Raw genomic sequence first — 22,913 nt, forward strand, 5'->3', positions numbered from 1 at the left:
AAGCTACGGCAAAGCGGGCCCGGACATCGTCCGGGCCCGCTTTGCTGCCGCTCGCTCGTCCGGCCTCCGCTACGGGAAGTTCCAGCCGCCGTTGTTGTTCCCGTTGCCGCCGTTTCCGTTGCCGCCCCGGTTGCCGCCGGACCAGCCGTCGCCTCCGCCGATCAGGTCCGGCGGGATGGTGACGTCCGGCCACGGCTTGTCCTGGCCGCCGTTGTTCCCGCCGTTGTCGCGGCCCGGCTTGTCGCCGTTGTCGTCGCGGTCGCGCTTCCGGTCGCTCGGGTCCTTGATCGGCACGGTGACGAACTGCTCCACCGTCTTGCCCTCCAGGGCGCCGTTCATGGCGTCCTTCCAGATGGGGCCGGGGGTGTCGCCGCCGTAGACCTTGTCGTGGAGGATGCCGCCGATCCGGATGTTCTCCATCTTGACGCCCTTGGAGCCGGAGCCGCCGACCCAGACCGCGCCGGCGAGGTTCGGGGTGTAGCCGACGAACCAGGCGGCCTTGCGCTCGTCCGTCGTACCCGTCTTACCGGCGCTCGGCCGGTTGTCCAGGCCCGCCTTCTTGCCGGTGCCGTCCTCGACGACGCCGCGCAGCAGGGTGTTCATGGTGTCGGCGGTCTTCTGCGACATGGCGCGCGTGCAGGAGGACTTGGGGACCTCGAGGTCCTTGCCGCCCGGGCCGGTGATCGACTCGATGAAGACCGGCGTGCAGTAGACGCCGCGGTTGGCGAAGGTCGCGTACGCGTTGGCCATCGTCAGCGGAGAGAAGCCTTCGGTGCCGAGCGTGAGGGAGGGCACCTGGTTGAGCTTCTCGCCGTCGGCGCGCTTCACACCCATCTTCTCGGCCATCTCGGTGACCGGGCAGACGCCGATGTCGCTGATCATCTGCACGAAGTAGGTGTTGATCGACTTGGCGAGCGCCTCCTGCATGCCATACGGGCCCTTTTCGCTGATGTCCTCGTTCTCGACGGTCGCGCCCTCCCTGCCGTTGGACCAGGTGCCGTTGCACGTGGACACCGGGCTCGGGTAGTCCATCTTGTACGGGGACGAATAGCGCTGGTACGGCTTCTTGCCCTGCTCGAGGGCGGCCGCCGCGGTGATCGGCTTGAACGTCGAACCGACCTGGAAGCCGTAGTTCGAGCCGCCCATGGCCTTGTCCGCGGACAGGTTGATCGTCAGGTCGTTGGGCCCGAAGCCGTACGGCCTGGACTGGCCCATGGCGACCACCTTGCCGGTGCCGGGCTGGACGAGCGTGACGGCGGTGGCGACCGGGTCGTCCTTGTAGACATGGGTCTTGATCGAGCTCTGGACCGACTTCTGGGCCTGCGGGTCCAGCGTCGTACGGATCGTCATACCGCCGCGGTCCCAGCGCTGGGAGCGCGCCTCGCGCGTCTTGCCGAAGACCGGGTCGTTGAGGAAGACCTGGCGGACGTAGTCACAGAAGAACCCGGCGCCGTCGACGGCCGTTATGCAGCCGTTCTTGGGCGAGCTGACCTTGAGGCCGAGGGGCTTCTTCTTCGCCGCGTCGGCCTGGGCGTGGGTGATGTCCTTCACCTCGGCCATGCGCTGGAGCACGGTGTCGCGGCGGGCCTTGGCCACCTCCGCGTTGTTGACCGGGTCGTAGCGGCTGGGCGACTGGACGAGGCCGGCCAGCAGCGCTGCCTCCTCCAGCTTCAGGTCCTTGGCGTGCTTGCTGAAGTAGCGCTGGGAGGCGGCCTCGATGCCGTAGGCCTGCTGCCCGAAGAACGTGATGTTCAGGTAGTTCTGGAGGATCCGTTTCTTGCCCAGCTCCTTCTCCACCTGTATCGCGTACTTCAGCTCCTTGATCTTGCGCCCTATCGACTGCTTCTGGGCCTCGGCGACCCGCTCCGCGTCGTTGCCCGCCTCCTCCACGAAGACGTTCTTCACATACTGCTGGGTCAGCGTGGAGGCGCCCTGGGAGACGCCGCCTTCCTGAGCGTTCTTGTTGAGCGCGCGCAGCACGCCCTTGAGGTCGACCGCCCCGTGCTCGTAGAAGCGCGCGTCCTCGATCGCGACGATCGCCTTCTGCATGTACGGGGCGACGTCCTTGAGCTCCACGATGGTGCGGTCGCGGGAGTAGACCTTCGCGATCTCGCCGCCCTTGGCGTCCAGGATGGTGGTCCGCTCGCTGAGCGGCGGCGTTTTGAGATTGGCCGGAATTTCGTCGAATCCCTCGACCGTTCCCTTGGCCGCGAGCCCGAGCGCGCCGACGGCGGGCAGCGCGAGCCCGGCCAGCACCGCTCCCGCGAGCACGCTGACACCGAGAAACTTCGCGGCCTGCTGAGCGGAGGACAGCCCTCCGCCCGAACGCTTGTTACCCATGGGGGCAGCCTACGTGTCGAATCGCCGGACAGGGGACCACCTGTTCGCATACGCTGTTTCACGCCAGTCACCCAGGTGCGGTCGAGCACCATCCTCCTCATCACTCGAGTGAGTGATGAGTCCTGTCCCATTTGTGATCTTGCGTCCCGTCGTGCCCCTTCTGGCGTGGGTGAACTGCCCCCATTCGTACGGGAAGTCACGGATGTCGTCAGCTCACTCCGTTGGGTGATCTGCCGCGTACCCATAGTCCGTTCGGGCCATCCAAGATTGGGCCCGCTGGGGGTGTTGCACCCTGTCCGCCTTCCGTAACGTCCTCAACTGGCGACGGTGAATATGCCGTTTGTCGCCGTGGGGGAGCTCCGAATCGGGAGAGGACGGCGCCAGCATGGGCTGGGTAACCGACTGGAGTGCGCAGGCCGCCTGTCGCACGACTGATCCAGATGAACTGTTTGTCCAAGGCGCGGCACAGAACAGGGCCAAAGCGGTCTGCACCGGATGCCCGGTGCGCACCGAGTGCCTTGCCGACGCGCTGGACAACCGCGTCGAGTTCGGCGTGTGGGGTGGAATGACCGAGCGTGAGCGGAGGGCGCTGCTGCGCCGCCGTCCCACGGTCACCTCCTGGCGCCGACTGCTGGAGACCGCACGCCTCGAGTACGAGCGCGGTGCGGGGATCCTGCCGCTCGACGACGAGGAGTACGAGCGCTTCGCCGCCGTCGGTTAGCCGTCGGCCAAGAGTTCTCGTGGGGCCCAGCGCCTGAGCGCGGGTGTGGGGTGCTGTGGCGCTCTCGCGCGCCCTGTGCCGTTCCCGCGCCGTGGTGCGCCGCCCCGCGCTGTCGCGCGCCCGCGTCCGGCTTGTCGGCTCGCCCGGTCGACCGGCCCGGCCCGTCAGCCCGCCGCGTGCCCCGGCTGCCGCTCCGTCTGGTCCGCGAGGCGCTCGCCGATCGCCCGCAGCCCCGCGAGGTCGTGTACATCGCCGGGGAGCGCGGCCACTTCCGCCACGGGAACCTCGGGGTGCAGTGCCGTGAAGCGGTGGTGTGTGCGCTGCTCGCGGGCGAGCACCTGCATACGCTCCGCGTGCAACCGGAGCAGCCCCACGGCGAGCCGCTCTGCCGACGTGGGGGAGCCGTCGGGGTCAGATGCCGAGGAGTCGTCCGCCGCTGAGGCGTTCTGCCCTTGAGCATTCCCTGAACCGGGGTCGACAATGCCGCCCTTGCCAAGATTTTCTGGGCTGTTGATGGTGACGGCCATGGCTTCGGGGTCGTCCGCCGGGTCGGCCGGGTCGGCCGGGTCGGCCGGGTCGGCCGGGTCGGCCGGGACGGTCGCGTACGCCACGTCCACCGGGTCGGCCTCGTCCGTCTGCTCCGCCGAGTTCGCCGGGGCCGGTGTGCCCGGTGTCTCGGCCAGGCCCAGGGCCAGCGTCTCCGCGGCCGCCAGCGCCCGCTCCGCCGAGAGCTGCACGGCGCCGCTCCCGTGCACCCTGTTCAGTACCAGCCCCGCCAGCGGCATCTTGTCCGCGGCCAGCCGCTCCACGAAGTAGGCCGCCTCGCGCAGCGCGTCCCGCTCCGGGGCCGCCACCACCAGGAAGGCCGTACCCGGGGCCTGGAGCAGCCGGTAGGTGGCTTCCGCACGGGTGCGGAAGCCGCCGAACATGGTGTCCATGGCCGCGGCGAAGGTCTGTACATCGCGCATCAGCTGCCCGCCCAGCACCTTGCTGACCGTGCCCGTCATCATCGACACGCCCACGTTCAGGAACTTCATCCCGGCCCTGCCGCCGACCTTCGCCGGGGCCATCAGGATCTTGATGAACTTTCCGTCCAGGAAGGAGCCGAGGCGCTTCGGGGCGTCCAGGAAGTCCAGCGCCGACCGGCTCGGCGGCGTGTCGACGATGATCAGGTCCCACTCGTCGCGGGCCCGCAGCTGGCCGAGCTTCTCCATGGCCATGTATTCCTGCGTGCCCGCGAAACCGGCCGAAAGTGATTGGTAGAAGGGGTTCGCGAGGATCGCGCGGGCGCGCTCGGGGTCGGCGTGCGCCTCGACGAACTCGTCGAAGGTCCGCTTCATGTCGAGCATCATGGCGTGCAGCTCGCCGCCCGCCGCGCCGTCGATGCCCTCGACCCGGCGCGGCACGTTGTCCAGCGCGTCGATGCCCATCGACTGTGCGAGCCGGCGGGCCGGGTCGATGGTGAGGACGACGGCCTTGCGGCCCTGTTCCGCGGCCCGTACGCCGAGGGCGGCGGCCGTCGTGGTCTTGCCGACGCCGCCGGAGCCGCAGCACACCACGATGCGGGTCTCGGGGTCGGCCAGCAGTGCGTCGGTGTCCAGCCGCGGTGCCATGTCCATGCTTATGCCGCCTCCTGCGTACGGCTCGTACCGCTCACTCTTGCGGCCCGTGCAGTTTGTGCAGTCCCTGCTCTTCGTACTGTTCGTGCTGATTGTGCCGCCTGTGTCTGCCGCGGCACCCGCACGGCCCGTTCGGCAGCCGTACGGGTCGCCGTGCGGGTCACATCGGCCACTGCTTGCGCAGATCCGCCGCGAGCCGGTACAGGCCGGCCAGGTCGATGCCGTCGGTGAGCAGCTCCAGCTCGTACAGGGGCAGCCCGAGGTCCGTCAGCTCAGCCCGCTGTGTCCGCTCCAGGGCGACGCGCTCCGCGTGCTCGCGGGCCTGCGCCAGCAGCGGGTCGACCAGGCGCTCGGCGAGCCCGCCGCGCCGCGCCCCGCCCAGCCCCGCCTGGGACAGGGCCTTGGCGACGGCGGCGCGCTGACCGTTGGCGGCGGTGTCGACGGTCGCGTGGTCGAGGACCGCGGGCCGCACCATGTTGATGATGACCCCGCCGGTCGGCAGCCCGTCGGTACGCAGCTCCCCGATGCCGTCCGCGGTCTCCTGGACCGGCATCTCCTCCAGCAGCGTGACCATGTGGACCGCCGTCTCTGGGGACTTCAGGACGCGCATCACGGCCTGCGCCTGATTGTGTATGGGGCCGGTCCTGGCGAGCCCCGCCACCTCGTGGTTGACGTTCAGGAAGCGGGTGATCCGGCCGGTCGGCGGCGCGTCCATGACGACGGAGTCGTAGACGAAGCGGCCGTCCTTGCCCTTGCGGCGCACCGCCTCGCACGCCTTGCCGGTCAGCAGCACGTCGCGCAGTCCGGGGGCGATGGTGGTCGCGAAGTCGATCGCGCCGAGCTTCTTCAGCGCCCGGCCGGCCGAACCCATCTTGTAGAACATATGGAGGTAGTCGAGGAGCGCGAACTCGGGGTCGATGGCGAGCGCGTGCACCTCGCCACCGCCCGGCGCGCGGGCGATCTTCCGCTCCTCATAGGGCAGCGCCTCGGTCTCGAAGAGCTGCGCGATGCCCTGGCGGCCTTCGACCTCGACCAACAGGGTTCGCCTGCCGTCGGTCGCGAGGGCCAGCGCGAGTGCCGCGGCGACCGTGGTCTTGCCGGTTCCGCCCTTGCCACTGACGACATGGAGCCTGCTCACAGTGGGGAGCCTAACCAGTCGTCGTCCGGGCTACGCACCAGGCCCCGGCAGACAGGCACTACAGTCGGCCTATGACCAAGTGGGAATACGCGACCGTACCGCTGCTCGTACACGCCACCAAGCAGATTCTGGACACCTGGGGCGAGGACGGCTGGGAGCTCGTCCAGGTCGTGCCCGGGCCGAACAACCCCGAGCAGCTGGTGGCCTACCTCAAGCGGGAGAAGGCCGCATGAGCGCGGTCGAGGACAAGCTCGCCGGGCTGGGCCTGACCCTGCCGGAGGTCGTGGCGCCCCTGGCCGCGTACGTGCCCTCGGTCCGTTCCGGCTCGTACGTCTACACCTCGGGCCAGCTGCCCATGGTCGACGGCAAGCTCGGCGTGACCGGCAAGGTCGGCGCCGAGGTGACGCCGGAGGAGGCCAAGGAGCTGGCGCGCGTCTGCGCGCTGAACGCCCTGGCCGCCGTCAAGTCGGCCATCGGCGACCTGGACAAGGTCGTGCGGGTCGTGAAGGTCGTGGGCTTCGTGGCCTCGGCGCCGGACTTCACCGGGCAGCCGGGCGTGATCAACGGCGCGAGCGAGCTGCTCGGCGAGGCGCTGGGCGAGGCGGGGGTGCACGCCCGCAGCGCCGTGGGCGTGGCGGTGCTGCCGCTGGACGCGCCGGTCGAGGTCGAGATCCAGGTCGAGGTCGCGGACTAGGCCCGACCAGGTCAGGACAGGGCCACGGGACCACCGGGCCCAGGGCCTGCCCGACTCGCCTTCGTGGGCGGGATTCCTGGGCGCGCTCCGTCGGGCACAGCCGGCCGTCGGGCTCAGCCGGCGGTTGGGCTCAGCCGGCCGTTGGGGCAAGCGCCACGAAGTCCGCGCCGGACGGGTCGAGGCAGACGGCCAGCCGCCCCACGTCCGGCATGTCCACCGGGCCCATCTGCACGCTGCCGCCGCCCTCGGTGACCTTGGCGACCGTGGCGTCGCAGTCGGCGACCGCGAACACCGGGTGCCAGTAAGGCCGGCCGCCGGCCAGCGCCAGGTGATCCGCGGGCAGCCCCATGATGCCGCCCTGCGCGCGGTCAGGGCCCAAGCCGGCCGGGGCGACCAGCGTGTACGTCCCCCCGTCGCCCGGCAGCGGGGTGTCCTGGGTCTGCCAGCCGAAGAGGGAGCCGTAGAACTCCTTCGCGGCGGCCGCGTCCGTCGTGTACAGCTCGGTCCAGCAGAGGGAGCCCGGCGCGTCCACCACCTCCAGGCCGCGTACCGTCGCCGGCTGCCAGACGGCGAACTGGCCGCCCTGCGGGTCCGTGAGCTGCGCCATCCAGCCCTCGCCGTCCGCGTCGAGCGGAGCGACCCTTACCGAGCCGCCGGACCGCTCCACCGCCGCTGCCGTGGCCTCGGCGTCGGGCGTCAGGAAGTAGATCATCCAGGCCGAGCGGGCCCCCGCCTGGGTGAGCGGGCCCAGGCCGCCGACGCTCTTCCCGCCCAGCCGGAAGATGGCGTATCCGTCCGCCTCCGGCTCCGGTGGTTCGAGCTCCCAGCCGAAGACCGAGCCGTAGAAGCGGGCCGCGGCGGCGACATCGGGCGCGCCGAGATCGATCCAGCACGGCGAGCCGGGCACATAGTCCGTGGTGATCATGGCGCCTCCCTTCCCGACCGGTGCATCCAGGGTGACACCCGCCACTGACATTCGCTCTCCGACGCCTGTGGCGGGGACAACCGGACAATCCCGGACTGTCCGGGACGCCGGGAGATGTTGCCGGACGGCACGGCACCGAAAAGGCTCCTTCATGGCCCGCCGCGAGGCCATTGTGAGACGAGGGGGACCGATCCCGCATGAACATGCCCATAGACGTGCCCTGGCCAACTCGCGTTCGGATTAGGCTGCTTGGACAGCCCGAACGCATAGGAGCGGTCATGGAGACGGGGCCTGACCCGAAGGCGGCGCGTACCGCGGCCGAGTTCGTCGTCGCGATGCGGCAGCTGCGCAGTTGGTCCGACCTGAGCTATCGCCAGCTGGAACGGAAGGCGGAGGACGCCGGGGACGTGCTGCCGCGCGCCACCATCTCGGGGGCGCTCAGCCGGGACGACCTGCCCAGGGAGCAGCTTCTCGCCGCGTTCGTACGGGCGTGCGGCGGGGACGAGGAGGCCGTGGCCTCCTGGCTGACGGCCCGTCGGCGGCTGTCCATAGCCACGTCCGGGTCCGAGTCTCCCGCCGAGTCAGAAGCCGCGTCAGGGGCCGCTCCGGCCGCGGGGCCTGCCGCAGTCTCCGTAGCCGCGTCCGAGGCGACCCCGGAGCCCGATGCCCATGCCGCTGCCGGCGCAGCCGGGCCCCGGGCCTCCGAAGCCGCCACACCGGCCGTCACACCGTCCCATGGCCCACCGTCGGCCGACCCGGGCGAGCGGAGCCACGAGATCGGCCGTCCGGCCGAAGGGGCCGAGGTGCTCGCCTCCGGCAAGGAGCCCGGGTCGGCACCTGAAGAGCCCACATCCGGCTCGGCGTGGCGAAGACGGTATCTGCCCACGCTCGCGGTCGGGCTGTCCGCCGCCGTCGGGGTGCTGCTGCTGGCCTACGGGCCGTTCTCGGGCTCCGACGGCTCCGGCCCCGACGCCCGGTCCGGGGCCGGAGCCGGCCCGTCCACGGACGCCGACCCGCCTTCGAAGACCCCGGCCCCCTCCGACAGCTCCGACACCTCCGACACCTCGAAGACGCCGGGCACCGAGGAGCCCATCGCCGACGACGACACCGCGCCCGCGTCCCCGACCCGCGACGCCTCCCCGTCGAAGCCCGGCCCGACGGCCAGGGCCACCGGCTCCAAGCCTCGTCTGCCCGCCGCGGGTCCGACGCGGATCCATCCCGTCTCGGCCCCCGGCCTCTGCCTCACTGAGGGCTGGGACCGCAAGAAAACCAGGAGGGATGAGATCGCCGTCCAGAGGCCGTGCGCCGACGTCCCACTGCCCCGCGTGTCGCTGGACGCGGTCGGCGACGGCGTCTACCGCATCCAGTGGGACCACCCCGACCCGGACAAGGGCCTCGGCTGCCTGACCGTCGACGGGGGCGCGACGGACCAGGGCGCCCTGCTCTACCCGGACGACTGTTCAAACGCCGACAACAGGAACTTCCGGCTGGAGCCGTCCCACGGCGGATTCCGGCTGCGCCCCGTCCACAGCGGGCTGTGCGTCGGGATCCAGTCGCCCCGTACGGAGGGCGCCGAGGCGATTCAGACCGCCTGTACCGGCGCGGCGGACCAGGCATTCCGTTTCACCGCGCCCTGAGGCGGCGCGTCACCCCCCGGGCCCCTCGAACATCCGCGCGCCAGCGCATAGCATCCGGCCATGTCCACTACGAATGGTCAGTGGTATCCGCCCGACTGGCCGGAGCGCATCCGGCGGCTGGCGAACGGCGAACTCACCCCGGTGCCCCCGCGCCGGGCGGCGACCGTGCTGCTGCTGCGCGACGGGGCGGAGGGCCCCGCCGTGCACATGCTGCGCCGACGGACGTCCATGGCCTTCGCCGCCGGGGCCTACGCCTATCCGGGCGGCTCGGTGGACCCGCGTGACGAGCGCGAGGTGGCCTGGGCCGGGCCTTCGCGCCGGGAGTGGGCGCTGCGGCTGGGCCTCGCGGAGGGCGACGGGACGGCGGCCCAGGCCATCGTGTGCGCGGCGGTCCGGGAGACGTTCGAGGAGGCGGGCGTGCTGCTCGCGGGCCCGACCCCGGACACCGTTGTCGCGGACACGACCGGCGAGGAGTGGGACGCGGACCGCGCGGCGCTGGTCGCCCGGGAGCTGTCCTTCGCCGAATTCCTGGACCGCCGCGGGCTCGTGCTCCGTTCGGACCTGCTCGGGGGCTGGGCGCGCTGGATCACCCCGGAGTTCGAGCCGCGCCGCTACGACACCTGGTTCTTCGTGGCCGCCCTGCCGAGCGGTCAGCGCACCCGCAACGTCTCGACGGAGGCGGACCACACGGTCTGGATCCGGCCCGCCGAGGCGGCCGCGGGGTACGACCGGGGCGAGCTGCTGATGATGCCGCCGACCATCGCGACCCTGCGCGACCTGGAGCCGTACGGCACGGTCGCGGACGTACTGGCGGCGGCCCCGGGCCGGGATCTCACGCCCGTACTGGCGCGGGCGCGGCTGGAGGGCGGCGGGGTCGTGCTGAGCTGGCCGGGCCATGACGAGTTCACCAAGCACATTCCCACCGGCCCCACGGGAGGAGCGACCGGATGACGTACGCAGCGGCCCTGCCCGGCCAGCCGCGAGGGGGCGGGATCGGCGGCCGGGCCACCGAGCGGGCGCTGTGCGTCCTCGCGCCGAACCCGTCCCCCATGACGCTCGACGGCACCAACACCTGGCTCGTCTCCGAGCCGGACTCCGACCTGGCCGTCGTCATCGACCCCGGCCCGCTCGACGACGCGCACCTCAAGGAGGTCGTCGCCACGGCGGAGCGGGCGGGCAAGCGGGTCGCGCTGACGCTGCTCACCCACGGCCACCCCGACCACGCCGAGGGCGCGGCGCGCTTCGCCGAGCTGACGCGTACGCGCGTACGGGCCCTGGACCCGGCGCTGCGGCTGGGGGATGAGGGGCTGGGCGCGGGCGACGTCATAACCACCGGCGGGCTGGAGCTGCGGGTGGTGCCCACGCCCGGCCACACGGCCGACTCGCTGTCCTTCCACCTCCCGGCCGACGCCGCGGTCCTCACCGGCGACACGGTGCTGGGGCGCGGCACGACGGTGGTGGCGCACCCGGACGGTCGGCTCGGCGACTATCTGGACTCGCTGCGGCGGCTGCGCTCGCTGACGGTGGATGACGGGGTGAGCACCGTGCTGCCGGGGCACGGGCCGGTGCTGAACGACGCGCGCGGCGCGGTGGAGTACTACCTCGCGCACCGGGCCAACCGGCTGGCGCAGGTGGAGACGGCCGTGGAGAGCGGCTACCGCACGCCCGCGGAGGTCGTGGCACACGTGTACGCGGACGTGGACCGGTCTCTGTGGCCGGCGGCCGAGCTGTCGGTCCGTGCCCAGCTGGACTACCTGGGCGAGCACGGGCTGATCTGACGCCGGGTGCCAGGGGTGCCAGGGCCCTGAGGTCCGGCACGCGGACGTACGAGGAGGGCCCTCGCGAGGGCCCTCCTCATATGCGGCGTACGACGTACGGCGGGTGCCTCAGCGGGACCGCTTGGCCAGCCGCTCGACGTCCAGCAGGATCACCGCGCGCGCCTCGAGCCGGAGCCATCCGCGGCCCGCGAAGTCGGCGAGCGCCTTGTTGACCGTCTCACGGGAGGCACCGACCAGCTGGGCCAGCTCCTCCTGGGTGAGGTCGTGGACGACGTGGATGCCTTCCTCCGACTGCACACCGAAGCGGCGCGAGAGGTCCAGCAGGGCGCGGGCCACGCGTCCGGGGACATCGGAGAAGACCAGGTCGGACATCTGGTCGTTGGTCTTGCGCAGGCGCCGGGCGACCGCGCGCAGCAGCGCCGTGGCGACCTCGGGCCGGGCGTTCAGCCACGGCTGGAGGTCGCCGTGGCCCAGGCCGAGCAGCTTGACCTCGGTGAGGGCGGTGGCGGTGGCGGTACGCGGGCCGGGGTCGAAGAGCGACAGCTCGCCGATCAGCTCGCCGGGGCCGAGCACGGCCAGCATGTTCTCGCGGCCGTCGGGAGAGGTGCGGTGGAGCTTCACCTTGCCCTCGGTGACCACGTACAGGCGGTCGCCGGGGTCCCCTTCGTGGAAGAGGGCGTCACCGCGCGCGAGGGTGACCTCTCCCATGGAGGCGCGCAGCTCAGCGGCCTGCTCGTCATCGAGCGCCGCGAAAAGCGGGGCGCGCCGCAGAACGTCGTCCACGAGACTCTCCTTGTCGACATGCACAGGGGACCGACGTCCCCATGATGCCGGACGGTAAAACAGTGCGATCAATCACAAGTTTGACGCACCTGCCTGCGGCACTGTACGGCAGGGGTCCGATTGAGCGGCTCTTTCGGGTGGTCGGAGCGTATGTCAGTGCCGGGGCTTAGGCTGGCTGGGTGTCCAATAGGCCGGTGACAGCACGGGGCAAGGGGGCCGTACGGGTGAGCGCACCTCGTAATTCCGCTGTGGGCGAACAAGGGTCCGCCGAGGCGACGGAAACGGCAAATCCGCACAAAACAATCAAGCGGACAAAAGCGGCCAATGCCGCGGGTGCCGCTGCCACCGCTGCCCCCAGACCGCGCAAAGCCTCCGGCGCCCGTCCCGAATCCCGGCTCGCGCTCGTCCGCCGGGCCCGCCGGATCAACCGAGAGCTCGCCGAGCTGTATCCGTACGCACACCCCGAGCTGGACTTCGAGAACCCGTTCCAGCTGCTGGTCGCCACGGTCCTGTCCGCTCAGACCACCGACCTGCGGGTCAACCAGACCACCCCCGCCCTGTTCGCCGCCTACCCGACGCCCGAGGACATGGCCGCGGCCGACCCCGAGGCGCTGGAGCAGCTGATCCGGCCGACGGGCTTCTTCCGGGCCAAGGCGAAGTCCCTGCTGGGCCTGTCCGCCGCGCTGCGGGACCGCTTCGGCGGCGAGGTGCCGGGCCGCCTGGACGACCTGGTGACGCTGCCGGGCGTGGGGCGAAAAACAGCCAATGTCGTGCTCGGAAACGCCTTCGGGGTGCCCGGCCTGACCGTGGACACCCACTTCGGGCGGCTGGTGCGGCGCTGGAAGTGGACCGCCCAGGAGGATCCGGAGAAGGTCGAGGCGGAGATCGCCGCGCTCTTCCCCAAGAGCGAGTGGACGATGCTCTCGCACCGGATCATCTTCCACGGCCGCCGCGTCTGCCATGCGCGCAAGCCCGCCTGCGGCGCCTGCCCGATCGCCCCGGTGTGCCCGTCGTACGGGGAGGGCGAGACGGATCCCGACAAGGCGAAGAAGCTGCTGAAGTACGAGATGGGCGGCCAGCCCGGGCAGCGGCTGCGGCCGCCGGCCGGCTATCCGGGCCGGGCCGCCGCCCCGCTGGGGGCCACGGCTCCGGCGGACGCCACCGCCCCGGTGGATGCCACCGCCCCGCTGGGAGCAGCCGAGTGACGAGCACATACGGCGGCGTGGCCGGCGTGACCAGCGACGGCCTGCCCGAGTGGCTGATGCCCGTGGCCCGCGCCGCCGAGACGGTGGAGGCCCGGCAGCTCAGCCGGTTTCTGCCGCCCGCCCGGGGCGGCGGCCGCCCCTCCGCCGTGCTGGTGCTGTTCGGGGAGGGCGACCGCGGGCCCGAGCTGCTGCTCCTGAAGCGGGCCGGCTCGCTGCGCTCGCACGCGGGCCAGGCCTCCTTCCCCGGGGGCGCGCTCGACCCGGAGGACGGCGATCCGGACGGCGCGGGTCCGGTGCGCGCGGCGCTGCGCGAGGCCGAGGAGGAGACGGGCCTGGACCCGGCGGGGGTGCAGGTCTTCTCGGTGCTGCCGCGGCTGTACATCCCGGTCAGCGGCTTTGTGGTGACCCCGGTGCTCGGCTGGTGGCGCGAGCCAAGCCCCATCCGGCCCGTGGACCCCGCCGAGACGGCCCGGGTCTTCACCGTGCCCGTGGCGGATCTCACGGATCCCGCGCATCGGGCCACCACCGTCCACCCCAGCGGCCACACCGGCCCCTCCTTCCTCGTGGAAGGGGCGCTGGTCTGGGGATTCACGGCCGGGGTGATCGACCGGATCTTGCACTTCGCGGGCTGGGAAAGACCTTGGAACCATGACAAGCGCGTCCCGCTCGACTGGCGTGCATGAGACGGTGTCCGGGTGAATGTGCTGGACATCCTGCTGCTGCTCGCCGCCGTGTGGTTCGCGGTCATCGGATACCGCCAGGGCTTCATCGTCGGTGTTCTGTCCGTGCTCGGGTTCATCGGCGGTGGCCTCGTCGCGATCTATCTGGTGCCCGTGATCTGGGACGGCGCCACCGACCGGGCGTCGCCGGGCACCTTCAGCGCGGTCATGGCGGTCGTGCTGGTGATCGTGTTCGCCTCGGTCGGCCAGGCCGCCACCACCCACCTGGGCAACAAGCTGCGCCGGCATATCACCTGGTCACCGGCGCGCGCCCTGGACGCGACCGGCGGTGCGCTGGTCAATGTGGTGGCGATGCTGCTGGTCGCCTGGCTGCTCGGTTACAACCTGGCGGGCGCCTCGCTGCCCACCGTGAGCAAGGAAGTCCGTGACTCCAAGGTGCTGCTCGGGGTCTCCCGGGTGCTCCCGGCCGAGGCGACGACCTGGTTCTCCGACTTCCGCTCGGTGCTCGCGCAGAACGGCTTCCCGCAGGTCTTCTCGCCCTTCGCGAACGAGCCCATCACCTCCGTGCCCGCGCCGGACCCCGCGCTCGCCGCGAGCCCGGTGGCCACCGCCGCCAAGCAGAGCATCGTGAAGGTGGTCGGCACCGCCCCCAGCTGCGGCAAGATCCTGGAGGGCTCCGGCTTTGTCTTCGCGCAGCACCGGGTGATGACCAACGCGCACGTCGTCGGCGGGGTCGACGATCCGACCGTGCAGATAGGCGGAGAGGGCCGGCTCTACAAGGCGAAGGTCGTGCTCTACGACTGGAAGCGCGACATCGCCGTTCTGGATGTGCCCTCGCTGGACGCGCCCGTGCTGAAGTTCGCCGAGGGCGACGCGCGCACCGGAGACGGCGCGATCGTCGCCGGATTCCCGGAGAACGGTGCGTTCGATGTGCGCGCGGCCCGCGTCCGCGCCCGTATCGACGCCAGCGGCCCGGACATCTACCAGAACGGCACCGTGCAGCGCGATGTGTACTCCCTGTACGCGACCGTGCGGCAGGGCAACTCCGGCGGCCCGCTGCTCACCCCGCAGGGCAGGGTGTACGGCGTGGTCTTCGCCAAGTCCCTCGACGACGCCCACACCGGGTACGCGCTGACCGCGGACGAGGTGCACGAGGACGTCGTGAAGGGGCGCACGGCCCAGACCCCGGTGGACACCAAGGGATGTGCGCTGTAGGAGCCGACCCCGATGCGTCAGCGGTGTGGCCGCGAGTGACCTCGCGGCCACAGTGCATGACGGTAGCTACTGGCGACCGCGTGGATGGCGCAGCCGGGCCGAGACCCAGCGGGCCCTGCGGCGGATGATGCGCGGGATCCCCATATCGGGGTCATGGCCTGCGGAAGGCCCGGGACCGCCCCGCTCGGAAACGCTCAGCGCGGTATTGGCAGCAGCGGCGGCTTCGGAGCCGCGGTCGCTTGGTGCGTCACGGTAGTCGTGCGTCCAGCCCATACATGGGTCTCTGCCCGGGGCCCATGGTCCGTAATCGCCCGTGGCTGCGGCAATTGGCCTATGCTCCAGGCAAGTGGCCGTTCGAAAAACATATGTTCGTACGGTCGTGGCCCGTCCGCGTTGCGCCCTCAGCGATCGGGCTCGGGGTCCTTGAGCCAGTTGATCAGCTCGGTGGAGAAGGCGACCGGGTCCTCCTCGTGCGGGAAGTGCCCGAGGCCGTCGAAGAGCCTCCACCGATAGGGCGCCTCCACATACTCCCCGGACCCCGCCGCGCTGCGCGTACGCATCACCGGGTCGAGTGACCCGTGCAGATGCAGCGTGGGCACCCGCACCGGCCGCCGCATCCGCCGGTTGAACTGGAAACCGTCCGGGCGCGCCAGCGATCGCACCATCCAGCGGTACGGCTCGATCGAGCAGTGCGCCGTCGACGGGATGGTCATCGCCCGCCGGTAGGTCTCCACGGCCTCGTCCTCGGGCAGCCGCGGCCCCGACCAGTCCCGGAGCAGCCGCCCCACCAGCGCTCCGCCGTCCGCGGTCAGCTGCCGCTCGGGCAGCCAGGGCCGCTGGAAGCCCCAGATATAGCTGCTCGCCGCGCTCTGCTTGACGTCCCTGAGCATGGCCGAGCGCCAGCGCCGCGGATGCGGCATCGAGGCCACCGCGAGCCGCCTGACCAGCTTCGGCCGCATCACCGCGGCCGTCCACGCGAGATATCCGCCCAGGTCATGGCCGACGAGCGCGGCGTCGGGCTCGCCGAGCGAGCGGACCACCCCGGTGATGTCGAGGGCGAGATTGGCCGGGTCGTAGCCCCGGGGCGTACGGTCGCTGCCGCCCACCCCGCGCAGATCCATCGCCACCGCGCGGAACCCGGCGTCGGCCAGGGCGGTCAGCTGGTGCCGCCAGGCCCACCAGAACTGCGGGAAGCCGTGCAGCAGCAGGACCAGCGGGCCGTCACCCAGCTCGGCGATGTGGAAGCGCGCACCGTTGGCCGCGACGTCCCGATGGGTCCAGGGTCCGTCGAGCCGTACGACCGAGGCGGAGGTGTCAGGGGCCGTCATGCCGACGAGCGTGTCACATCCCGTGCCGGGCGACCGCCATTGGACGCGGCACGCGGGTGCGGCTTGACGCTCCCCAGGACGGCAGCCGTCTCCTTGGCCGAGGCCACGGACTTCTTCGGCGCCTTGACCCGCTTGAACTTGGCGAGCGCGAGTGCGCCGAGGATCGCGGCGAGCAGCCAGTAGATGCCGCCCACGATCAGAAAGCACCAGGCGAGGCCGAGGCCGGTCCAGGCGCGCAGGCCGTAGGCGAGGGCGAAGCTCAGCACCGGCAGCGAGAACAGCAGCAACACCCCGGCCACGATTGCCGCGCCGCTGCCGAACAGGGTGCGCCGGGCGCTGTCCCTGAATTCGGCCTTGGCCAGCGCGATCTCGTCGTGCACCAGCGCGGACAGTTCGGTGGTCGCCGTGGCCACCAGCTGGCCGAGGCTGCGGTTGCCGCCGTCGTCGGCTGCGCTCATCGCCATCTCCCTCTGCTCTCGCACGTCTTACGCGTCCCGTATGTCATACGCGTTCGCCATGTCCTGCTGATGCGTCGTCCACATCTGCTGTGTTACTCCGCGGTCGTCAAGCCTCTCAGATCATGCCGGACGATCGTCACCGGAGTCGGCCGCAGCGGCCACTTCGGCAAGTCGGCGGTGCTCGGCGGCCTTGGCCTCGTGGATGGCGGCCATCCGCAGGTGGTACTCGGGACTGTCCAGTTCATAGACGTCGGGGATGCCGTCATGGTCCTCGTCCCGCTCTTCTTCCTCGCACAGCCTGCGGTAGGTGTTGTTGCGCATCTTCAGCAGGATGCCCGACAGGACCGCGGCGATCAGCGAGCCGATGAGCACCGCCGCCTTCACCTCGGCGGCGAGCGCGGGGTCGCCGGGGAAGGCCAGCTCACCGATGAGCAGCGAGACCGTGAAGCCGATTCCGGCGAGCGAGGCGACCGCGAACACATCGGCCCAGGCCAGGTCCTCGTTCAGGGTCGCCTTGGTGAAGCGGGCGGCGAGCCAGGAGCCGCCGAAGACGCCGACGGCCTTGCCCACGACAAGGCCGAGGACGACGCCCAGCGTCTCCGGGCGGGAGAAGACCTGTCCGACGGCGCCACCGGAGACCGGGACCCCGGCGGCGAAGAAGGCGAACAGCGGGACGGCGAGACCGGCCGACAGCGGGCGCATCCGGTGTTCGACGCGCTCGGCGGGGGAGCGCTCCTCGCCCTCGCGCACGGTGCAGCGCAGCATCAGGCCCATGGCCACGCCCGCGACCGTGGCGTGCACCCCGCTCGCGTGCATCAGCGCCCAGATGACGAAGGCGAGCGGGACATAGACATAGGCGCCGCGGACGCCCTTGTGGTGCAGGGTCCAGAACACGACGAGACCGGCGAAGGCGAGGCCGAGGGCGAGGAAATTGATATGCGTCGTGTAGAAGATCGCGATGATCAGAATCGCGCCGAGGTCGTCGACCACCGCGAGCGTGAGCAGGAACGCGCGCAGGGCGGCGGGCAGCGCGGTGCCGATGACGGCGAGCACGGCGAGGGCGAAGGCGATATCGGTGGCGGTGGGCACCGCCCAGCCCCTGAGGTTCCCGCCGCCGACCGCTCCCACGGTCACATAGACGAGGGCGGGCATGGCCATGCCGCATATCGCGGCCACGACCGGGAGCGCGGCCGCCCGGGGATCGCGCAGCTCGCCCGCGATCAGCTCGCGCTTGAGCTCGATGCCGGCCACGAAGAAGAAGACGGTGAGCAGGCCGTCCGCGGCCCAGGAGGCGACCGAAAGGTGCAGATGCAACGCGTCGGGGCCGAAGGAGAAGTCCCTGACGTGTTGATAGAACCCGCTGAGCGGGGTGTTGACGAGGAGCAGCGCGGCCAGGGCGGCGACCAGCAGGATGACGCCGCCGACGGTTTCGGTGCGCAGGGCGTCGATGACGAAGGTCCGCTCGGGCAGCGACAGACGTCCGAGGAACTTGCGGCGGAAGGGCGCGGCCACGGGCGGAGGCCTCCTGAGTCGGTCGGGTGTATCCCCATGCGGACACACGTGTGCTGTGTGCCGACCAGACTTCCCGGCGCGCCCCTGAAACCTTGTTCTTGTCGCGCTCTTTACGCGACGGCTTCCCACCCTATCCGGAATGCGCGGAGGGCGCCCGGCCGAACCGGGCGCCCTCCGCTCGTGTACCCGGTCAGTCCTCGCTGGCGGCGGTCGGCAGCTTGGCCTGGATGAGATCCATGACGGAGGAGTCGGTGAGCGTGGTGACATCGCCCAGGGCGCGGTTCTCGGCGACATCGCGCAGCAGCCGCCGCATGATCTTGCCGGAGCGGGTCTTGGGCAGCTCGGCCACCGGCAGGATCCGCTTGGGCTTGGCGATCGGGCCGAGCTGCTTGGCGACATGCGCCCGCAACTCCTCGACCAGGTCGTCGTCCTCCGCCGCGCCGCCGCGCAGTATGACGAAGGCACAGATGGCCTGGGTGGTCTGGGGGTCGGTCGCCCCGACGACCGCGGCCTCGGCGACCTTGGGGTGCGAGACCAGCGCCGACTCCACCTCGGTGGTCGAGATGTTGTGGCCGGAGACCAGCATCACATCGTCGACCCGGCCGAGCAGCCAGATGTCGCCGTCGTCGTCCTTCTTGGCGCCGTCGCCCGCGAAGTAGCGGTTGGCGAAGCGGGACCAGTAGGTGTCCAGATAGCGCTGGTCGTCGCCCCAGATGGTGCGGAGCATGGACGGCCAGGGCTCGGTGAGGACGAGGTAGCCGCCGGAGCCGTCCGGCACCTCGTTGGCATCGTCGTCGACGACGGTGGCGGAGATGCCGGGGAGCGGGATCTGGGCCGAACCGGGCTTGGTCTCGGTGACGCCCGGCAGCGGGCTGATCATCATCCCACCGGTCTCGGTCTGCCACCAGGTGTCGACCACGGGCGTGCGGTCCGCCCCGATGTGCTTGCGATACCAGATCCATGCCTCGGGGTTGATCGGCTCGCCGACCGAGCCGAGGACGCGCAGCGAGGACAGATCGAACTTGGCCGGGATGTCGTCGCCCCACTTCATGCAGGCGCGGATCGCGGTCGGGGCGGTGTAGAAGATCGTGACGCCGTACTTCTGGATGATCTCCCACCAGCGGCCCTGGTGCGGGGTGTCCGGTGTGCCCTCGTAGAGCACCTCGGTCGCGCCGTTGGACAGCGGTCCGTAGACGATGTACGAGTGGCCGGTGACCCAGCCGACGTCCGCTGTGCACCAGTACACGTCCGACTCCGGCTTGAGGTCGAAGACGGCGTGGTGGGTGTAGGAGATCTGGGTGAGATAGCCGCCGGTGGTGTGCAGGATGCCCTTCGGCTTACCGGTCGTGCCCGAGGTGTAGAGGATGAAGAGCGGGTGCTCGGCGTCGAACGCCTCGGGGGTGTGCTGGTCCGGCTGGCGGTCGACCAGCTCGTGCCACCACACATCGCGGTCCTCGGTCCAGGCCACCTCCTGGCCGGTGCGGCGGACCACCAGCACATTGCGCACCTTGTCGGTGCCGGGGCGGGTCAGGGCCTCGTCGACGGCGGGCTTGAGCGCGGAGGGCTTGCCGCGGCGGTAGCCGCCGTCCGCGGTGATCACCACGCGCGCGTCGGCGTCCTGGATGCGGGTGGCGAGAGCGTCGGCCGAGAAGCCGCCGAAGACCACGGAGTGCGGGGCGCCGATACGGGCGCAGGCCAGCATCGCGACCACGGTCTCCGGGATCATCGGCAGATAGATGGCGACCCGGTCACCGGTCTGGACCCCGAGCTCGGTCAGGGCGTGCGCCGCCCGGGAGACCTCGCGCTGCAACTCGGCGTAGGTGAGGGCTCGGGTGTCGCCGGGCTCGCCCTCGAAGTGGATGGCCACCCGATCGCCCAGCCCGTTCTCCACGTGGCGGTCGACGCAGTTGTACGCCACGTTGAGCTTGCCGTCGGCGAACCACTTCGCGAACGGCGGGTTCGACCAGTCCAGCGTCTCGCTCGGTTCGGCTTCCCAGGTCAACCGACGGGCCTGCTCGGCCCAGAAGCCCAGGCGGTCAGCCTTCGCCCGCTCGTACGCCTCCGCTGTCACGTTGGCGTTCGCGGCCAGATCGGCGGGGGGAGCGAAGCGACGCTCCTCCCGAAGAAGGTTGGCCAGGCTTTCGTTGCTCACGACATCTCCCATTCCCAGGGTGACCGTTGTGTCCCAGGCCATAGCTCATCAGCCCGCGGTGCACCCTGACAAGGGTGGTTGGCAAAAATTGGTTTAGACCTGTAATCACATAAGGCCCAAGGCCCCGGACCGGGAGCCGCCTCCTGCCCCGGATCGGAGCCCGTCCTCCGCGCGGGACCGGAACATGCCGCCCGCGCCGCCCGTGTCGGCAGAGGCTCCGCTGCTCGCACAGGCGGCGGCCGCCGTCGCGCCGTGGTCCGGCCGCACAGCCGAAAACCTGCCCGATCCCCCCGACTCCAGCACATACGCCTGAGCCTCCCCCACATGGAAGTACATGCCGTGGAGCACCAGCGCGCCCTCCGCCACCCGACGCGCCACACAGCCGTGGGACATCAGATGGTCGAGCTGCTGCACCACATTGACCAGCGCCAGCCGCTCCAGCTCGTCGGCCACCGGCCTGTTGCCCAGCGCCACCTCGCCGCGCCCCAGCCGCCCGATCCGCTCCATACGAGCCAGGCTCGGTCGGCCATGACGCAGCCACCGCGCGAGCGGCGTCTGCGTCGCGGACGGCGTCTCTCCACCGGACGGCGTTTCTCCACCGGACGGTGCCTCTCCGGCCGACGGCGCGGGCACCGCCGAGCCGAGCAGCGCCTGCATTGCCCCGCACCCCGAGTGGCCGCACACCGTGATGCTGCCGACCTTCAGCACCTCCACCGCGTACTCGATCGCCGCGCCCACCGAGTCACAGGCCGGTCCGCCGCCGGGTGGCGGCACCAGATTGCCCACATTGCGCACGGTGAACAGATCACCCGGCCCGCTGGAGGTGATCATGCTGGTCACCAGCCGGGAGTCGGCACAGGTCAGGAAGAGCTGAGTGGGCCGCTGCCCCTCCCGCGCGAGCCGTGCCAGCTCCTCCCGCACCAGCGGCGCGGTGTTCCGCTGGAAGGCGCTCACCCCGCCGAGCAGCTGCTCCCCGCCGGGCAACTGCTCCCCGCCGCTCCGCACGGCCGCCGGGGCGGGGCGGGTGCAGTGATGGTTGCGCCAGGGAGTCCACGGGCGGCAGGCATGGGCGCTGGCCGGTTCGGCGATCGGCCGCCCCGACCGGCCGCCGAGCCTGACCCAGCCGCCGCGCGCCCGGTGCCCCTCGGCCCAGGACTGCAACGCGTCATACGCGGCGTGGTCCATGAACCAGCCGCCCAGCTCCACCACCACGCTCGCCCCGGCGGGCAGCTGCGCCAGGGCCCGGCTGAGCCGGGGCACCGCCAGGAACGTCAGCTGCCCGCTCACCCGCACTCGGTGCAGCCCGGCCTCCTCGACCACGGTGATCCGGGTATGGGTCAGTCGGCGCAGCGCGGTGAAGACCGCGACGACGATCCCGACCGCCACCCCCTGCAACACGCCCAGCAGAACGACGCCGCCCAGCGTGGCCGCGTACACCGGGAACTCCCGGTTCCGCTGGACGTTCTTGATGTGCGCGAAGCTGACCATCTTCACGCCGACGACCATGACCAGCGCGGCGAGCGCGGCGAGCGGAATCAGCTCCAGCACCCCGGCGAGCAGCCCGGCGCACAGCGCCACCCATGCGCCGTGCAGCACCGTGGACCGCCGGGTCACGGCACCGGCCCGGACATTCGCCGAGCCCCGGATCGCGCCTCCGGCGATCGGCAACCCGCCCAGCAGCCCGGAGACCAGATTGGCGGCGCCCTGCCCGAACAGCTCGCGGTCCAGCCGAACGGGCCGTTTGTCCGGCACCGCTCCCTGCTCCTCCGCCGACGGGTTTTCCGCCCGCCCATCTTCCCGTCGCCGATCTTCCGCCCGCCGGTTTGCCGGCCGCTGGCCGGGGCTCGCGGTCTGGAGCCGGTCGACGGCGACGGCGGACAGCAACGATTCCATGCTGGCGACCAGAGTGACCGTCAGTACTGCGGCGACCAGACCGAGCACCGGCCCCTCCGGGAGGCCGGGCAGTGCCGGGAGCTCCCAGGACGGCAGGTCGACACGCGGCAGGGACATGCCGGCGCTCACCGTGGTGGCCGCCACGACGGCGACGAGCGCCGCCGGTACGGCCCGCGCGATCCGCCCAGCTCTCCCCGGCAGCCACGGCCACACCGCGAGCACCCCGACGGTGATCGCGCCCACCAGCAGGGCGGCCGGGTGCGGATGGCTCAATTCCGTGGGCAGCGCGGCGATATTGTCGATCACCGAGCTGTCGGGGCTGTCGCCGAGCACCACATGCAGCTGGCCGACCGCGATCACGACGCCGATGCCCGCGAGCATCCCGTGCACGATGGCCGGGCTGATCGCGAGTGTCGCCCGGGCCACCCGCAGAGCGCCGAGGGCCAGTTGCGCCGCGCCGGCGAGCACGGTGATCGCGCAGGTGGTGCGCCAGCCGTAGCGCTGCACGAGATCGGCGGTGACCACGACCAGGCCGGTCGCGGCCCCGCTGACCTGGAGCGGGGCGCCCCCGAGCAGCCCGGCCACGATCCCGCCCACGACGGCGGAGACCAGCCCGGCCTGCAACGGGGCGCCCGTGGCCAGCGCGATCCCGAGGGAGAGCGGGATCGCGATCAGGAAGACCACGATCGAGGCGGAAAGGTCCCGTCGGCAGGAGACCCCGCCGATCCGGTTCAAGAGTTGCGACATTCCCGTCTCCTCCGGGGCTTCGCGGCCGCGTACGAATACACGGCCGTGGGTCACGGCGTACTGCGGTTTGACTGCCTGCGGTCTGAGT

Annotated in this window: 20 protein-coding genes; 9 read left to right on the top strand and 11 right to left on the bottom strand. The window is 71.3% G+C overall.

Annotated elements, in window-relative coordinates:
• Nucleotides 1-69: 69 nt before the first annotated feature.
• Entirely contained in the window at nucleotides 70-2,340 is a 2,271-nt protein-coding gene (locus tag ACH4S9_RS39410) for a transglycosylase domain-containing protein (RefSeq protein WP_398376553.1), read from the bottom strand.
• Between the two features lie 385 nt (nucleotides 2,341-2,725).
• On the opposite strand from ACH4S9_RS39410, the gene ACH4S9_RS39415 reads away from it, so the two are divergent.
• A complete protein-coding gene (locus ACH4S9_RS39415) occupies nucleotides 2,726-3,061 on the top strand; it encodes a WhiB family transcriptional regulator (RefSeq protein WP_043487364.1) in 336 nt (111 codons plus the stop codon).
• Nucleotides 3,062-3,225: 164 nt separating this feature from the next.
• Here the strand turns inward: ACH4S9_RS39415 and ACH4S9_RS39420 are convergent, their stop codons facing one another.
• Together ACH4S9_RS39420 and ACH4S9_RS39425 are read right to left on the bottom strand one after the other, a co-directional pair.
• Nucleotides 3,226-4,680 (bottom strand): ArsA family ATPase, encoded by a 1,455-nt coding sequence (locus ACH4S9_RS39420; RefSeq protein WP_398376556.1) that lies wholly within the window; start codon nucleotides 4,678-4,680, stop codon nucleotides 3,226-3,228.
• 160 nt (nucleotides 4,681-4,840) lie between these two features.
• Nucleotides 4,841-5,818 carry an ArsA-related P-loop ATPase gene (locus ACH4S9_RS39425; protein WP_385345647.1) on the bottom strand — a complete coding sequence of 326 codons (978 nt, stop codon included), beginning with the start codon at nucleotides 5,816-5,818 and terminating at the stop codon, nucleotides 4,841-4,843.
• Nucleotides 5,819-5,889: 71 nt separating this feature from the next.
• Here ACH4S9_RS39425 and ACH4S9_RS39430 point away from each other — a divergent pair, with 71 nt between their 5' ends.
• Together ACH4S9_RS39430 and ACH4S9_RS39435 are read left to right on the top strand one after the other, a co-directional pair.
• On the top strand, nucleotides 5,890-6,051 hold the full coding sequence (locus ACH4S9_RS39430) for a DUF4177 domain-containing protein (RefSeq protein ID WP_014178397.1): 162 nt from the start codon (nucleotides 5,890-5,892) through the stop codon (nucleotides 6,049-6,051).
• The gene (locus tag ACH4S9_RS39435; protein WP_311727050.1) at nucleotides 6,048-6,512 is read left to right on the top strand and encodes a RidA family protein; all 465 of its coding nucleotides are present in this window, start codon (nucleotides 6,048-6,050) and stop codon (nucleotides 6,510-6,512) included. Before ACH4S9_RS39430 ends, ACH4S9_RS39435 begins: the two co-directional genes overlap by 4 nt.
• A 130-nt stretch (nucleotides 6,513-6,642) precedes the next feature.
• Here ACH4S9_RS39435 and ACH4S9_RS39440 read toward each other — a convergent pair whose 3' ends face one another.
• Complete coding sequence (locus ACH4S9_RS39440) at nucleotides 6,643-7,437, bottom strand: VOC family protein (protein ID WP_358843905.1); 795 nt, start codon at nucleotides 7,435-7,437, stop codon at nucleotides 6,643-6,645.
• A gap of 278 nt (nucleotides 7,438-7,715) precedes the next feature.
• On the opposite strand from ACH4S9_RS39440, the gene ACH4S9_RS39445 reads away from it, so the two are divergent.
• From ACH4S9_RS39445 to ACH4S9_RS39455, 3 genes are read left to right on the top strand one after another with little or no spacing between them, the layout of a single operon-like run.
• Entirely contained in the window at nucleotides 7,716-9,074 is a 1,359-nt protein-coding gene (locus ACH4S9_RS39445; protein WP_398376559.1) for an RICIN domain-containing protein, read from the top strand.
• A gap of 60 nt (nucleotides 9,075-9,134) precedes the next feature.
• Nucleotides 9,135-10,025, top strand: coding sequence for an NUDIX hydrolase (locus ACH4S9_RS39450; RefSeq protein ID WP_385345656.1), 891 nt, complete (start codon nucleotides 9,135-9,137; stop codon nucleotides 10,023-10,025).
• Complete coding sequence (locus ACH4S9_RS39455) at nucleotides 10,022-10,852, top strand: MBL fold metallo-hydrolase (protein WP_311727055.1); 831 nt, start codon at nucleotides 10,022-10,024, stop codon at nucleotides 10,850-10,852. Before ACH4S9_RS39450 ends, ACH4S9_RS39455 begins: the two co-directional genes overlap by 4 nt.
• A 108-nt stretch (nucleotides 10,853-10,960) precedes the next feature.
• Here the strand turns inward: ACH4S9_RS39455 and ACH4S9_RS39460 are convergent, their stop codons facing one another.
• Nucleotides 10,961-11,635, bottom strand: coding sequence for a Crp/Fnr family transcriptional regulator (locus ACH4S9_RS39460; RefSeq protein ID WP_003981529.1), 675 nt, complete (start codon nucleotides 11,633-11,635; stop codon nucleotides 10,961-10,963).
• A gap of 248 nt (nucleotides 11,636-11,883) precedes the next feature.
• On the opposite strand from ACH4S9_RS39460, the gene nth reads away from it, so the two are divergent.
• From nth to ACH4S9_RS39475, 3 genes are read left to right on the top strand one after another with little or no spacing between them, the layout of a single operon-like run.
• Nucleotides 11,884-12,840 (top strand): endonuclease III, encoded by a 957-nt coding sequence (nth, locus tag ACH4S9_RS39465; RefSeq protein WP_398376562.1) that lies wholly within the window; start codon nucleotides 11,884-11,886, stop codon nucleotides 12,838-12,840.
• A gap of 56 nt (nucleotides 12,841-12,896) precedes the next feature.
• Nucleotides 12,897-13,523, top strand: coding sequence for a CoA pyrophosphatase (locus ACH4S9_RS39470; protein ID WP_311727221.1), 627 nt, complete (start codon nucleotides 12,897-12,899; stop codon nucleotides 13,521-13,523).
• A gap of 12 nt (nucleotides 13,524-13,535) precedes the next feature.
• Nucleotides 13,536-14,735, top strand: a complete 1,200-nt coding sequence (locus tag ACH4S9_RS39475) for a MarP family serine protease (RefSeq protein WP_311727058.1) — start codon at nucleotides 13,536-13,538, stop codon at nucleotides 14,733-14,735.
• Nucleotides 14,736-14,801: 66 nt separating this feature from the next.
• Here the strand turns inward: ACH4S9_RS39475 and ACH4S9_RS39480 are convergent, their stop codons facing one another.
• The 6 genes from ACH4S9_RS39480 to ACH4S9_RS39505 form a co-directional block, all read right to left on the bottom strand.
• A complete protein-coding gene (locus ACH4S9_RS39480) occupies nucleotides 14,802-15,008 on the bottom strand; it encodes a hypothetical protein (protein WP_311727059.1) in 207 nt (68 codons plus the stop codon).
• Between the two features lie 128 nt (nucleotides 15,009-15,136).
• A complete protein-coding gene (locus tag ACH4S9_RS39485; RefSeq protein ID WP_358843901.1) occupies nucleotides 15,137-16,063 on the bottom strand; it encodes an alpha/beta hydrolase in 927 nt (308 codons plus the stop codon).
• On the bottom strand, nucleotides 16,060-16,521 hold the full coding sequence (locus tag ACH4S9_RS39490) for a phage holin family protein (RefSeq protein WP_311727061.1): 462 nt from the start codon (nucleotides 16,519-16,521) through the stop codon (nucleotides 16,060-16,062). The genes ACH4S9_RS39485 and ACH4S9_RS39490 overlap by 4 nt, the downstream gene beginning before the upstream one ends.
• Nucleotides 16,522-16,641: 120 nt before the next feature.
• On the bottom strand, nucleotides 16,642-18,033 hold the full coding sequence (gene nhaA, locus ACH4S9_RS39495) for a Na+/H+ antiporter NhaA (protein WP_311727062.1): 1,392 nt from the start codon (nucleotides 18,031-18,033) through the stop codon (nucleotides 16,642-16,644).
• A 190-nt stretch (nucleotides 18,034-18,223) separates the two neighbouring features.
• On the bottom strand, nucleotides 18,224-20,185 hold the full coding sequence (gene acs / locus ACH4S9_RS39500; RefSeq protein ID WP_398376565.1) for an acetate--CoA ligase: 1,962 nt from the start codon (nucleotides 20,183-20,185) through the stop codon (nucleotides 18,224-18,226).
• Between the two features lie 105 nt (nucleotides 20,186-20,290).
• Nucleotides 20,291-22,825 carry a bifunctional SulP family inorganic anion transporter/carbonic anhydrase gene (locus ACH4S9_RS39505; protein WP_398376567.1) on the bottom strand — a complete coding sequence of 845 codons (2,535 nt, stop codon included), beginning with the start codon at nucleotides 22,823-22,825 and terminating at the stop codon, nucleotides 20,291-20,293.
• Nucleotides 22,826-22,913: the final 88 nt, after the last annotated feature.

Origin of the sequence: Streptomyces sp. NPDC021225 (assembly GCF_044332865.1) — a bacterium.
Lineage (GTDB): Bacteria > Actinomycetota > Actinomycetes > Streptomycetales > Streptomycetaceae > Streptomyces.

Coding starts and splice junctions, on each gene's coding strand:
- ACH4S9_RS39410 (WP_398376553.1), bottom strand. CDS start 2,340: ATGGGTAACAAGCGTTCGGGCGGAGGGCTGTCCTCCGCTCAGCAGGCC.
- ACH4S9_RS39415 (WP_043487364.1), top strand. CDS start 2,726: ATGGGCTGGGTAACCGACTGGAGTGCGCAGGCCGCCTGTCGCACGACT.
- ACH4S9_RS39420 (WP_398376556.1), bottom strand. CDS start 4,680: ATGGACATGGCACCGCGGCTGGACACCGACGCACTGCTGGCCGACCCC.
- ACH4S9_RS39430 (WP_014178397.1), top strand. CDS start 5,890: ATGACCAAGTGGGAATACGCGACCGTACCGCTGCTCGTACACGCCACC.
- ACH4S9_RS39435 (WP_311727050.1), top strand. CDS start 6,048: ATGAGCGCGGTCGAGGACAAGCTCGCCGGGCTGGGCCTGACCCTGCCG.
- ACH4S9_RS39440 (WP_358843905.1), bottom strand. CDS start 7,437: ATGATCACCACGGACTATGTGCCCGGCTCGCCGTGCTGGATCGATCTC.
- ACH4S9_RS39445 (WP_398376559.1), top strand. CDS start 7,716: ATGGAGACGGGGCCTGACCCGAAGGCGGCGCGTACCGCGGCCGAGTTC.
- ACH4S9_RS39450 (WP_385345656.1), top strand. CDS start 9,135: ATGTCCACTACGAATGGTCAGTGGTATCCGCCCGACTGGCCGGAGCGC.
- ACH4S9_RS39455 (WP_311727055.1), top strand. CDS start 10,022: ATGACGTACGCAGCGGCCCTGCCCGGCCAGCCGCGAGGGGGCGGGATC.
- ACH4S9_RS39470 (WP_311727221.1), top strand. CDS start 12,897: ATGCCCGTGGCCCGCGCCGCCGAGACGGTGGAGGCCCGGCAGCTCAGC.
- ACH4S9_RS39480 (WP_311727059.1), bottom strand. CDS start 15,008: ATGGGCTGGACGCACGACTACCGTGACGCACCAAGCGACCGCGGCTCC.
- ACH4S9_RS39485 (WP_358843901.1), bottom strand. CDS start 16,063: ATGACGGCCCCTGACACCTCCGCCTCGGTCGTACGGCTCGACGGACCC.
- ACH4S9_RS39490 (WP_311727061.1), bottom strand. CDS start 16,521: ATGAGCGCAGCCGACGACGGCGGCAACCGCAGCCTCGGCCAGCTGGTG.
- ACH4S9_RS39505 (WP_398376567.1), bottom strand. CDS start 22,825: ATGTCGCAACTCTTGAACCGGATCGGCGGGGTCTCCTGCCGACGGGAC.